This is a genomic window from Streptomyces tremellae (genome assembly GCF_039540215.1).
GTDB lineage: Bacteria > Actinomycetota > Actinomycetes > Streptomycetales > Streptomycetaceae > Streptomyces > Streptomyces tremellae.
In genome coordinates this window covers 1-12,128 of sequence record NZ_BAABEP010000101.1, presented here as the reverse complement: position 1 = coordinate 12,128, position 12,128 = coordinate 1, and the positions used below count along the sequence as shown (strand labels likewise).

At 76.5% G+C, this 12,128-nt stretch carries 11 protein-coding genes; 6 read left to right on the top strand and 5 right to left on the bottom strand.

Annotated features, from left to right (window positions below; translation table 11 throughout):
• Positions 1-139 precede the first annotated feature (139 nt).
• Together ABEA77_RS32630 and ABEA77_RS32625 are read right to left on the bottom strand one after the other, a co-directional pair.
• The gene (locus tag ABEA77_RS32630; protein ID WP_345655604.1) at positions 140-1,810 is read right to left on the bottom strand and encodes a hypothetical protein; all 1,671 of its coding nucleotides are present in this window, start codon (positions 1,808-1,810) and stop codon (positions 140-142) included.
• A 64-nt stretch (positions 1,811-1,874) separates the two neighbouring features.
• A complete protein-coding gene (locus ABEA77_RS32625) occupies positions 1,875-2,069 on the bottom strand; it encodes a hypothetical protein (RefSeq protein ID WP_345655603.1) in 195 nt (64 codons plus the stop codon).
• Positions 2,070-2,312: 243 nt separating this feature from the next.
• Between ABEA77_RS32625 and ABEA77_RS32620 the strand changes: the two genes are divergently transcribed.
• From ABEA77_RS32620 to ABEA77_RS32600, 5 genes are all read left to right on the top strand, one after another.
• The gene (locus ABEA77_RS32620; RefSeq protein WP_345655601.1) at positions 2,313-2,720 is read left to right on the top strand and encodes an ankyrin repeat domain-containing protein; all 408 of its coding nucleotides are present in this window, start codon (positions 2,313-2,315) and stop codon (positions 2,718-2,720) included.
• A gap of 260 nt (positions 2,721-2,980) precedes the next feature.
• Positions 2,981-4,396, top strand: a complete 1,416-nt coding sequence (locus ABEA77_RS32615; RefSeq protein WP_345655599.1) for a HEAT repeat domain-containing protein — start codon at positions 2,981-2,983, stop codon at positions 4,394-4,396.
• 174 nt (positions 4,397-4,570) lie between these two features.
• Positions 4,571-5,689 (top strand): glycosyltransferase family 4 protein, encoded by a 1,119-nt coding sequence (locus ABEA77_RS32610; RefSeq protein WP_345655597.1) that lies wholly within the window; start codon positions 4,571-4,573, stop codon positions 5,687-5,689.
• A complete protein-coding gene (locus ABEA77_RS32605) occupies positions 5,686-6,918 on the top strand; it encodes a glycosyltransferase (RefSeq protein WP_345655595.1) in 1,233 nt (410 codons plus the stop codon). Before ABEA77_RS32610 ends, ABEA77_RS32605 begins: the two co-directional genes overlap by 4 nt.
• Positions 6,915-7,928, top strand: coding sequence for an SGNH/GDSL hydrolase family protein (locus tag ABEA77_RS32600; protein ID WP_345655593.1), 1,014 nt, complete (start codon positions 6,915-6,917; stop codon positions 7,926-7,928). The genes ABEA77_RS32605 and ABEA77_RS32600 overlap by 4 nt, the downstream gene beginning before the upstream one ends.
• 159 nt (positions 7,929-8,087) lie before the next feature.
• Here ABEA77_RS32600 and ABEA77_RS32595 read toward each other — a convergent pair whose 3' ends face one another.
• The 3 genes from ABEA77_RS32595 to ABEA77_RS32585 are packed head-to-tail and all read right to left on the bottom strand — an operon-like array spanning position 8,088 to position 10,347.
• Positions 8,088-8,966, bottom strand: coding sequence for a 5-oxoprolinase subunit C family protein (locus tag ABEA77_RS32595; RefSeq protein ID WP_345655591.1), 879 nt, complete (start codon positions 8,964-8,966; stop codon positions 8,088-8,090).
• Positions 8,963-9,586 (bottom strand): 5-oxoprolinase subunit B family protein, encoded by a 624-nt coding sequence (locus ABEA77_RS32590; protein ID WP_345655589.1) that lies wholly within the window; start codon positions 9,584-9,586, stop codon positions 8,963-8,965. Before ABEA77_RS32590 ends, ABEA77_RS32595 begins: the two co-directional genes overlap by 4 nt.
• Positions 9,583-10,347 (bottom strand): LamB/YcsF family protein, encoded by a 765-nt coding sequence (locus tag ABEA77_RS32585; RefSeq protein ID WP_345655587.1) that lies wholly within the window; start codon positions 10,345-10,347, stop codon positions 9,583-9,585. The genes ABEA77_RS32590 and ABEA77_RS32585 overlap by 4 nt, the downstream gene beginning before the upstream one ends.
• 142 nt (positions 10,348-10,489) lie before the next feature.
• Between ABEA77_RS32585 and ABEA77_RS32580 the strand changes: the two genes are divergently transcribed.
• Complete coding sequence (locus tag ABEA77_RS32580) at positions 10,490-12,040, top strand: hypothetical protein (RefSeq protein ID WP_345655585.1); 1,551 nt, start codon at positions 10,490-10,492, stop codon at positions 12,038-12,040.
• Positions 12,041-12,128 lie beyond the last annotated feature (88 nt).

The window sequence follows — 12,128 nt, the reverse complement described above, 5'->3', positions numbered from 1 at the left end:
CCCGTTGTCTTCCTAAGCCCGCTTGGCCTCCGACTTGGCGAGGCCCGCCGACCTGCCGCCCTCCGCCCGCCGGCCGCCCGGGGCCCGGCCGCCCGGGGCCCGTTGGCCGGCGGACGCCGAAGCCCTCGGCCGCCGACGGTCAGCCCTCGGCCGCCGCCACCGTCGCAGGGGCGGCCATGCCCGCGCGCTCCGGCGGCGCGGTCCGCCCGTCCGCCTCCGGGCCAACGGGTCCAACGGGCTCGGCGGGTTCGGCGGGGCCGGGCCGCGCGGCAGCCTGCCCGGCCGGAGGCTGCTCGGCCGGGTCGTCCTCGCGGCGCGGCAGCAGGGCGAGCACCGCGCGGCGCTCGGCGTCCGTGGCCGCGTCGTCGTACGGGTCGGGCGTGGCGGGCACCTGCACCCGCAGCACCTCGGAGACGCCGAGGCGCGCGTACCCCCGGCCGGGCGGGACGTCCGGCACCGGGGTGGTGTGCGGGGGCGCGCCGAGCACCGACTCGACCACGTCGGCGGGGAGCGCGCCGAGCGCCACCCGCGCGGGCGTGTGCGACTTCACCGTCTCCTCGACCCAGTCGAGCGCGTCGACGTGGTCGGCCACCACGACGGTCACCCCGGCGGCCCTGCCGTGCCGCAGCGGCACGGACAGCAGCTGCTGCGGGTCGCGGCCGCCGTCCGCCGCCGCGAGGTGGGCCAGCACGCTCGGCCGGTCGAACAGCACCCACAGCGGGCGCTTCACGTCCTCGGGCAGCGGGTGCCCCGCCTGCCGTGCCGCGTTGGCCGCGACCAGCCGCCGTTCCGTCTCGCGGGCGGTCCACTCCAGCGCGGCGAGCGCCCCGCCGAGGGCCGACTCGACCGCGAGCACGCCGGGCCGCCCGGCGAAGGACGCGAACTCGCCCGCGCCGCTGCCCTCCACGATCACCACGTCGCCGTGCGGCAGGGCCTGGAGGGCGACCGAGCGCAGCAGGCTGGTGGCGCCCGCGCCCGGCCGGCCGGCGACCAGCAGGTGCGGCTCGGTCGAGCGGGGGCCCGTGCGCCAGACCACCGGCGGTTCCTGGTGGGTCTCGCCGTCCGCCGTGACGGGGACCGTGCGCTGCACGGACGTGTCGTCGGTGAAGCCGAGCACCGTCTCACCGGGGACGGTGACGAAGCGCTGCGCGGCGATCGACGTGGACAGGGCGGGCAGCACGCTCATCACGAGCCGGTTGGCCTCCTGGTCCCAGGCGAAGTGGCACTCCCTGCCGCGCCCCGACTTGGCGTGCAGGAGCCGCTCCACGGTGGCGCGCGCGCCGGGGTCGCCGTCCGCGAAGTACGGCGGGTAGGAGAGTTCGAGGCGGGTCAGGCGCCCCTCGTCGTCGAAGGCGTGGTCGCCGAAGGCGGCGCCCCACTCGCCGCCGTGGGCGTAGAGCGGGTCCGGGTCCTCCGGCACGGAGAAGTACGGCACCAGTGCGTCGTACAGCGCCTGGAGCCGCCTGGTCTCCGCCTCGTCGGGCCCGGTCCGCTTGGGGGTGCGGTCGCGTCCCTTCCATGCCGCGAGCGCCATGACCGTGACGAGGGCGAGCAGCGGCCCGTACGGCATGAGCGCGAGCACCAGCACGCAGGCCGCCACCAGGAACAGCGCGGGACCGCGCCGCTCCTTGGGGGTGCCCGCCCACTTCCGCCGTGCGGACACGGCGAGCAGCCGCAGACCACGGGAGACGGTGATCAGCGGATGGAGGACGTCCGAGGCGCTGTCGGCGGCCGTGCGCGCCATCGCGCGGCCACGCGTGAGACGGGTGGTGCCGCTGCTCAGAATGCGGGGGAGTGGTCGCCGGGCCACAGCTGTCTCCTGGAGGTGCGGAAGGGATGCGACGAGCGCGGGGGAGGCGGGGTTCTGCCGGGCGTCAGAACTTGATCCCGCCCAGCAGTCCGGCGAGGCTCTCCCCTCCGGCCGTGATGCTCGGCGCGATGGCCGTGCCCGCCAGGTAGAAGCCGAACAGGGCGCACACCATCGCGTGGGACGCCTTGAGCCCGTCCTTCCTGAAGAAGAGGAAGACGATGATGCCCAGCAGCACGACGCCCGAGATGGACAGAATCATGAGTGTTCTCCTGGTTGAGGGGACAGTCACCATGAGGTGTTCCATCCTGACGGAAAGTATCTATGTGACTAAAGGTGCAAAGGAGTGAAAGATTGGATTTATCACTCACATGGCGCAGTGGACGGTCCCGCGGGCCCGCGGACCTGCGCGGGTGGATGCGGAACGCGCCCGCAGTACCCTTCCGTTCAGCCGTACGCGGCCCGTGCCGTGCGGGCCGGCAGGCGGCGCGAGAGGCGGTCGACGATGAGCGGAAGCCCCACGGGGTCCGAGCCGGGCCCCGACGTGGTCGAACTGGCGGCCAAGGTGTTCGACCTGGCGCGCCGGGGGACCGCCGAGACGCTCGCCGCGTACGTCGACGCGGGGGTGCCCGCGAACCTCACCAACGACAGGGGCGACTCCCTCGTCATGCTCGCCGCCTACCACGGGCACGCCGCCGCGGTGGAGGCCCTGATCGCCCGCGGCGCCGACCCCGACCGCGCCAACGACCGGGGCCAGACCCCCCTTGCGGGCGCCGTCTTCAAGGGCGAGGACGCCGTCGTGCGCGCTCTCGTCGCCGGCGGCGCAGATCCGGAAGCGGGAACTCCGTCCGCGGTGGATACGGCCCGCATGTTCGGGAAAGAGGACCTCCTGAAGCTGTTCGGGGCCGGCTGAACGAGGCCGGGGCCACCCGCCGCGCGCACCGTGCGGAGCCGGTCCCGGGCCCACGGGAGGCACCGGGACGGGTCCGGCTAAATGTGGTCGCGGTGGCGAAAACGCTGGGTCATCATGACGACGAGCCCCCACCGGGCCACCGACGAGAGGCAGAGGAAATGGTCTACACCAAGCAGGCGACGACGGCGGGTCCCCCTTGTTGCCGCGCGGCCTAGGCAGGACTCCCGGTTGCGTCGACAGCTTGATGTGAGGCTCTCCCCATGTTCGATCCGGTCATAGCACCGAGCGGCACCCTGCTCGGCCTGCTCCAGCGAGGCCGCGGCGACGGCACGCTGCACGCGCTCGCCGCGCCCCGGGCAGAGGCGCTCGCCGCCCTCGACCACTGTGTGCTCAACGACCCGCGCCACGACTGGCAGGCGGAGAACCGCTCGCTCTACTACGCGCGCCTCTACCTCGACCTGCACGGCGGCCTCGACGCGATCGGCCAGCACCTCTTCAGCGCCGACGACCACCTCGACCCCGGCGAGGAGCGCACCGGGCTCGCACTCGCCCTGCTCGGCCACCTCGCCTCGTACGGCAGGCGCGACGCGCTCGACCTGCTGCGCCGGTACGCGGCCTCCGGCGCCAACTGGGCCTGGGCCCTCGACGAACTCGCGCTGCGCGACGACGACACCGGGCTGCGCTCCCTCGCCGAGCCGGTCCTCGCCCGCTTCCCCGCAACCCCCGAGGGCGAGGCCGAGCTCGCCGCGGCCGTGCGCGACGCCTTCGAACCCCGGCCCTGGCGGCTGTGGGCCGACGACCCGCGTGCCGCGGTCGCCGCCCGCGTCAGGGCCGCGGGCGAGCAAGGCTCGTTCGACCGCTGGCAGCGCCAGCTGCGCCCGGCGGGCCCGCGCCCCGGCTGGAGCGTCGAGGCCGTACTCGAATGGGCCGAGCAGGGGCACGCGCGCGGCGGCGACCTCGCCCTGCCCGCCGCCCGCTGCCTCCTCGCCGTCGCGGGCCCCGAGGACAGGGACGCGATCCTGGCCGCGGCCCGCAGCGCGCCCCCCGGAGCCCGGGGCGCCTGCCTGCACTACCTCGCCCAGTCCTGCGATCCCGCAACGCTCGACCTCGTCGAGGCCGCCGCGGACGAGGCGGGCACCGCTGCCGAGGCCGCGATCGCCGCCTTCGAGCGGATGTGCTCCACCGCCGCCGTAGACCGCGCGCGCGGCTGGGCGCGGCGCCCCGACGCCCTCGGCCGCGCCGCCGCCGGGGTGCTCGCCGTCCGGGGCGGCGCGCAGGACGCGGGCACCGTGCTCGGCGCGCTGCGCGAGACCGTCAGGGCCGAGGGGCCCGACGCGCCCGCGCTGTGGACCCTCGTGGACGGCACCGGCAGGCTCGGCATCGCCTGCGCCGCACCCGTGCTGCGCCACGTCTACCGCGAGACCGCCTCCTCCCAGCTGCGCGGCCGTGCCGCGCGCGCCCTCGCCGCCACCGATCCCTCCTACGCGACGGGCTTCGCCTTCGAATGCCTCTGGGACTGCGAGGAGACCACCCGCGAGATCGCCGCCCTGCACGCGGAGATGGGCGATGCCCGGGTCGCCGAGCGGCTGCGCAGGCTCGCCGCCGACCCGGTCGAGGAGGACGAGGTGCAGACCGCCGTCCGCAGCAGGTTCAACCCGGACGCGCCCGCCCTGTAGCCACCCGTCCGTGCGCCCGGGGCGGACGCCCGGGGCGCACGGACGGCGCGCTCCCTCCCGACCGGGGACGACGTACGGGCCCCTCGCCGGGCGGCGTCAAGTGCTCACAGGACGTTCCCCGCGCGGAAAGATCCACGTTGGCAGGGACACGTCCCGTCCGACGACAACACGGGTATGCGTGTCGTCATCGTCACCGAGTCCTTCCCGCCCGACGTCAACGGCGTGGCCCACTGCGCCCTCCAGACCGCGAGGCACCTGGTCGCCCGCGGCCACGAACCCCTCGTCATCGCCCCCGCCGTCGCGGGCGCGTCGGAACACGACGCGCCGTGCGGCGTCATCCGCGTGCCGTCCCTGCCGCTGCCCGGCTACTCACAGGTACGAGTGGCCCTGCCGGGCCGCCGCCTGGCCGCCGCACTCGCCGCGCACCGCGCCGACCTCGTCCACCTGGCGGGCCCCTTCGTGCTCGGGGTGCGCGGCATGGCAGCGGCCGCGAGACTCGGGCTGCCCGCGGTCGCCGTCTACCAGACCGACATCGCCGGCTACGCGCGCACCTACGTCGGCACCGGCCAGTCCGCCGCGTGGCGCAGACTGCGCGCCGTGCACCGCGCGGCCGACCTGACCCTCGCGCCCTCCACGGCCGCCGTACGGGACCTCGCCCAGCACGGCATACCGCGGGTGGCGCTGTGGCGCCGCGGCGTCGACACCGAGCGCTTCAGGCCCCAGCGGCGCAGCGAGGCCCTGCGCCGCTCCCTCGCGCCGCACGGCGAGCTCCTCGTCGGCTACGTCGGCAGGCTCGCGCCCGAGAAGCACGTCGAACTCCTGCGGGGCGTGAGCGAACTGCCCGGCGTCCGCCTGGCCGTCGTCGGGGACGGGCCGAGCGAGACCACGCTGCGCGGGCTGCTGCCGCGCGCCGCGTTCCTCGGCCGCAGGACCGGCGACGAACTCGCCACGCTGTTCGCCTCCCTCGACGTGTTCGCGCACGCCGGTCCGTACGAGACCTTCTGCCAGACCGTGCAGGAGGCCATGGCCAGCGGCGTCCCCGTCGTCGCGCCCGCCGCGGGCGGCCCGCTCGACCTCGTCGACCACGGCGGCACCGGACTCCTCGTCACCCCCCAGGACGAGGATGCCGTCACCCGCGCCGTGCTCGACCTCGCCCACGCGCCCGTGCTGCGGGCCGCGTTCGGCGCCGAGGGGCGCGCCCGGGTGCGCGAGCGCACCTGGTCGGCGATCGGCGACGAACTCCTCGGCCACTACCACTCCGTACTCGACGCCCGCACGGCGGTGGTCGCATGAGCGGCCTGCGCATCGTCCGGATGGCCAACTTCGTCACGCCGTCCTCCGGGGGCCTGCGCACCGCGCTCCGGGAACTCGGCAGCGGCTACCTCGCCGCGGGGCACGAACCCGTCCTCGTCGTCCCCGGCGAGAGGGCGTCCGACGAACAGACCGTCCAGGGCCGGGTGATCACCGTGCCGGGGCCCGTACTGCCGGGCACCGGCGGCTACCGCGTACTGACCGCCCGCAGGCGGGTCCGCGCGGTCCTTGAGGACCTCGCCCCCGACCGGCTCGAAGTCTCCGACCGCACCTCGCTGCGCTGGACCGGGGAGTGGGCGCGCCGGCACCGCGTACGGTCGATGATGGTCTCCCACGAGACCGCGGACGGGGTGCTGCGCGCCTGGGGCGTGCCGGGGCCCGCCGCCGGACGCGCGGCCGACCGGATCAACCGGCGCAGCGCCTGGGCCTACTCGAAGATCGTCTGCACCACCGGGTGGGCCGAGCGGGAGTTCCTCCGCATCGGCGCGCGCAACGTCCTGCGCGTCCCCCTCGGCGTCGACCTGGTGCGGTGCGCGCCGCACCGGCGCAGCGCGGGACTGCGCGCCCGGTACCTCCACTCCTTCGACGGCGGCTGCGACGTCCTGCTGCTGCTCGGCTCGCGGCTCTCCGTGGAGAAGCGGCCCGGCACCGCGCTCGACGCGCTCGCCGCGCTGCGGGCCCGCGGCGTGCGCGCGGTGCTCGTCGTCGCAGGCGAAGGACCGCTGCGCCCCGTTCTCGTCCGCAGGGCCCGCGAGCGGCGGCTGCCCGCCCTCTTCCTCGGGCACGTCGCCGACCGCCACGCCATGGCGGACCTCCAGGCCTCCGCCGACCTGTGCCTGGCGCCGGGACCCGCGGAGACGTTCGGGCTCTCCGCGCTCGAAGCGCTCGCCTGCGGCACGCCCGTGGTCGCGAGCCGCTCGTCCGCGCTGCCCGAGGTGATCGGCGACGCGGGCCTCGCTGCCGCGGACAGCGGCGAGGCGTTCGCCGACGCGGCCCGGGAACTCCTGGCGCGGCCCGCGGCGCAGCGGCGCGCCGCCGCCCGCGCGCGGGCCGAACTCTTCGGCTGGGACGCCTCGGTGGCCGCGTTCCTCGCCGCGCACGAGGCGCCGGCCGGGCCCGTGCGGCAGGCACAGGACGACCGGCGGCCGCCGGCGGGGCGGGCGTTCTTCCCGCCCGTCGCCGCGACGGGGAAGGACGGGACGCCCGCATGAACGGGGTGCGGTTCGCCGCGCTCGGGGACTCCCTCACCTCCGGGATCGGCGACCCCGTCGAGGGCGGCTGGCGCGGCTGGGCCGCGCTCCTCGGCGAGGGCCGCACGGTCTTCGGGAACTTCGCGGTCAGCGGCGCGCTCACCGCCGACGTGGAGGAGTCCCAGACCCCGGCCGCCCTGGACTTCGGCGCCGACCTCGCGTCGGTCGTCGTCGGCGTCAACGACACGCTGCGCGCGGCGTTCGACATCGAGGACATCGCGGTGCGGCTCGACCGGGCCTGCCACGCCCTCGCGGGACAGGGCGCCGTCCTGCTGACCGCGTGTCTGCCAGACCCCGGCGCCATGCTCGGCCTGCCGGGGCCGCTCGCCCGTCCGCTGGCGCGCCGTCAGCGCGCCCTGAACTCCGTGGTGCACGCCCTCTCCGCCCGCTACGACGCCGTGCACCTGCACATGTCCGACGCGGCGTGGATCGCGGAGCGGGGGCTGTGGAGCGCGGACCGGCTCCACCCGGGGGAGCGCGGCCACCGCGTGATCGCGGCCCGCTTCCACGGCTTGCTCGCCGAGCGCGGGCTCCGCCTCGGCGCCCCGCCCCCGCTCGCCGCGGAGCGCCCGCCCCCGAGCAGGCGGGAGTCCCTGCGGTGGCTGGCCACCAAGGGGTCGGTTTGGGTGGCGCGCCGCTGCCGCGACCTGCTGCCGGAACTGCTCAGGCTCGCGGCGGCCGAGGCCCGCCACGCGGCCCGCGGCACGACCCGCCGCCTCGACGCTGCCGCCGACCGGTCGCTCGCCCTCGCCGTCGCCACGCTCGGGCCCGAGCCCCCGTGGCGGCAGGCGCCGGCCGCAGGGCGGCCGGGGAGGGGTACGGCGCACGGCCCGCACCCGGCTTCGGCTTCGGCTTCGGCTTCGGAGAGCCGGGGTACGGCGGCGCCGCAGCGCCGGGGGCCGGAGCCGAACGGGCCGGTGGACGCCCACCGCACGCCCGCACCCGCGGACTTCGGGCTGTTGCCGGGGTGAGACCGCTGTCTCCCGCTCGGGGGCTGGGGCCCTGCCGCTGCCCGGTGCCGCCGCGGGTGCCAGCGTGCCGGTGCCGGCGGGCGCGCGCCACGCCGGGTGCGCGACGGGCGTCCGAGGGGGCGTCGCGCCCTGAGGCCCGGCCGCGCCGGGCGCGTGTGCCTACCGGGCCGCGCGGACCGGGACGAAGCGGACCGGGGTACCCGGAACGGCCTGGGCCGCCGCCGGGAGGTCCCCTGCACGCACGACGCCCACCACCGGGTAGCCGCCGGTCGTCGGGTGGTCGGCGAGGAAGACCACAGGGCGCCCGTCCGGCGGCACCTGGATCGCGCCCGTCACCATGCCCTCGCTCGCCAGCTCGCCGTCCCGCGCGCGTTCGAGCGGCGGACCCTCCGTGCGCAGCCCGATGCGGTTGCTCGCGGACGAGACCCGGAACGCGCCGTTCGCCAGCGTCCTCAGACCGGCGGCGGTGAACCAGTCGGCGCGCGGCCCGAGCCGTACCCGCAGCACCAGTTCGGCCGGGGGAGCGGGCCACGGCATCGCGTCGACCGGGGCGCCGGGGCCCGACGGGACACCCAGCGGCAGCACGTCGCCGTCGCGCAGCGGCGCGGGGCCGAGCCCCGACAGGAGGTCCGCGGAGCGGCTGCCGAGCACCGGCTCCACCGCGATCCCGCCGCCGAACGCCACATACGCCCGTACGCCCGACACCGCGGGCCGCACGTCGAGCAGCGCGCCCGCCGGCACCAGCACGGGCGCGCCCCACGCCACCGGGCGCCCGTCCACGAGGACCGGGCCGGGGGCGCCCGCCACCGCGACCGTCACCGCACGCCCCGGGCGCAGCGCGCAGCCGGTCAGCGTGGTCTCCAGGACGGCGGCTCCGTCCGTGTTGCCGACGACCCGGTTGGCCAGCCGCGCGGCCGGCGCGTCCAGCGCGCCCGCGTGCGGCACGCCGAGATGCGCGTGCCCCGGCCTGCCCAGGTCCTGCACCGTCGTCAGGGCGCCCGCGCGCTCCACGGTGAAGCAGCCCGCCGTGCCGCTCACGCGTCCACCGCCACGAACCGCACCCGGGTGCCAGGCACGAGCAGCGCGGGCTGCTCCCTGTCCTGGTCCCACAGCACCGCGTCCGTCGTGCCGATCAGCTGCCAGCCGCCCGGCGAGGAACGCGGGTACACCCCGGTGTACGGGCCGGCCACCGCCACGGACCCCGCGGGCACCGACGTGCGGGGCGTCGCCCTGCGCCGTACCGCGTACCGCTCACCGAGGCCGGTCAGATAGCCGAAACCGGGTGAGAAACCGCAGAACGCCACCCGGAACGGCGTCGCCGCGTGCAGCCGCGCCGCCTGCCGCGGGCTCATCCCCCACATCTCCGCGACGTCGGCGAGGTCCGGGCCGTCGTAGCGCACCGGCAGCTCCACGGAGGCCGCGTCCACCCGGCCGGCCGCCGCGAGCCGCCAGCCGGACACCTCGGCCGCGAGCCGCGCGGGATCCGCCAGCCCGTCCAGCAGGACCGTGCGCTCCGCGGGCACGATCTCACCCACGGGGGGCAGCGTTCCCGCGGCCCGCCTGCGCAGCAGCTCGCCGTGGAGCGCCGCGGTCTCCTCGCCGTCCGCCAGCTCGACCAGCAGTGCGTGGTCCCCGACCGGCATCGCACGCACGCTCATGCGAACGGCTCCACGCGCACCCCCGCGGACTCCAGCGCCCCGCGCACGCGCCGCGCCAGCTCCACCGCGCCCGCCGTGTCGCCGTGCAGGCACAGCGACCTGGCCCGCACCTCCACCCGCTCGCCGGTCAGCGCCGTCACCTCGCCGGCCGTGGCCATGCGCACGGCGCGCTCCACGACCGCGTCGCCCCCGCTGACCACCGCGCCCTCCTGCGTGCGCGGCACCAGCGTGCCCGCCGCCGTGTACGCGCGGTCCGCGAACGCCTCGGCCACCACAGGAAGGCCGGCCCCGGACGCGTGCGCGTGCAGCCGCGACCCGGGCAGCCCGAGCACCGGAAGGCCGCCGCCTGCGAGGAGCACGCCCTCGACCACGGCGGCCGCCTGCCCGTCGTCGTGCACCGCGCGGTTGTACAGCGCGCCGTGCGGCTTCACGTACGCCACCTGCGCGCCCGCGGCCTGCGCGAACACCCGCAGCGCACCGATCTGGTACGCCACCTCGGCGGCCAGCTCGGCCGCGGGCACATCCATCGACCGCCTGCCGAAGCCCGCCAGGTCCCGGTACGAGACCTGCGCGCCGATCCGCACGCCGCGCTCCGCGGCCCACGCGCAGACCCGGCGCATCGTCAGCGGGTCGCCCGCATGGAAGCCGCAGGCCACATTGGCGCTCGTGACGACCGAGAGCAGGGCCTCGTCCTCCGTCAGGTGCCAGCGGCCGAAGCCTTCCCCCAGGTCGGCGTTAAGATCGATGTTCCTCGACTCCATTGCGTCATCTTCTCAGGTCAGATGGCGCCACGGCGCGGCGGGTGAGCGCGCCGCGGCAGGGCCCGCCGGGGGACTCGCGCCGACCCTGGCCGGTTCTGCGCCGTTTCGACCCCTGTCAGTGCCAGGACCTAGTCTGTGCACCGTGACTTCGCCCCTGCCGACGGAACCAGTTCCGTCCCAGTTCAGCGCCGGGCCGCGGCCCGCGCAGGGCCCGGCGGCCGACGAGGGCCTCGCGCGCCGCCTGCGCGCCCTCGCCTGCACGGCCCCGCTCCACGACCTGGACGCCCGCAAGGCCAACCTCGCGGGGGAGTACGGCGTGTACGCGATGGCCGAGGTCGCCCTCGCCGCGATCGACCTGGTCACCCTGCACATGGACTTCGACACGGGCGCCGACCACGACCAGATAGTGGCCAGGCTGCTCCCGCGCGTCGCCGCCCAGGCGCCCGGCCGCCCCGCCGCCGAGCACGAGCGGGTGGCCCGCTGGGTCCTGGAGAACCTCATCAACGTCGGCAGCGTCGACCGCGGATTCCGTGCCGTGTACGGCACGTTCGGCACGGACGGCGTCTACCGCCGCAGGGACTACGACTTCAAGCTCATCGAGGAGGTCCCGGGCGACGGCGGCAGCGTCTACCTGCGCACCACGGACGAAGCGGTCAACGTCCTCGTGGGAGCCCTCGACACGGACGTGACGAGCGCGCAGATCGCCGCGGAGGTCAAGCTGGAGGTGCTGATCAGCCGCGGCCGCCTCGCCGACGCCCAGCTCGCCGCCGAGCAGGCGAGGTACCGCACGGTGCAGTACGCCGAGACCCTGCGCAGGACCCTGGAGGCCACCCGGCGCAACGTCCGCGCGGTCGACTGGCTGCGCACCGTGCCCGACATGATCGACGAGGCGCTCGACCACGTCGCCGACCGCTACCGCCACGAGAACGCGATCCTGACGAACATCCGCAAGGCGCGCGACGAGGCGGACACCGGCGGGGACCCGAAGACCGCGGAGCACAAGCGGCGCGCCGCCGAACTCGTCGACATCGTCAAGGACTGCATCCGCCGCCACACCCAGCTCCAGTCCAGGCTCCTCGAAGCCGGGCCGCTGTTCCGCGCGGAGCAGGACAGGCAGGCCTTCGCCAGGCCCGCCGCCCGCGCGGGCCTCGACCTGTACGGGCAGCTCGTCGCGCCGCTGCTGCCGCTGCCCGTCGCGGACGCCGGCCGGGTCACGGACGCGTACTTCGCGCACGGCACGGGCCTGCGCGCCCCGGCGGCGGTCCGCGTCGGCGACCTCGTCGACCTGCTGCTCACACCGCCCGTCGAGCGGGCGCACCTGGGTGCCGAGATGCCGGAGCCCGACCTCGTCGCCACGCCGGACGACAGCAGGTTCAGCGAGAAACAACTCGCGAGCGCCAGGGAGTTGCTGACCCTGGAGCCCGACGCGCCGCGCCGCCTCTCCGGTCTGCTCGCCGAGGCGCGCCGCCGCGACCGCGGGGGCGAGCTCGCGCACCTGATCGTGCTGCTCGCCGTACACGCGGCGAGCCCGCCGGTCGGCACGGCGTACCGGCAGGGCGAGGAGCGCCTGCTGTTCGCCGTGGACGACGGCACCCCGCTCGACGACGAGGACTTCGGCGGCGCCGACCTGATCGTCGGCACGGCCCTGCTCGACGCCGCCGCCATGGCCACGGCGCGAACGGAGGCCGCATGATGCCGCCGCCGCGGCGCGCTCCCGCGCCTCCGCCGCGCCCATCGCGGCCCCGGCCCGCCGCGGCGCGTGTCGACCGCGCCGTGGACAA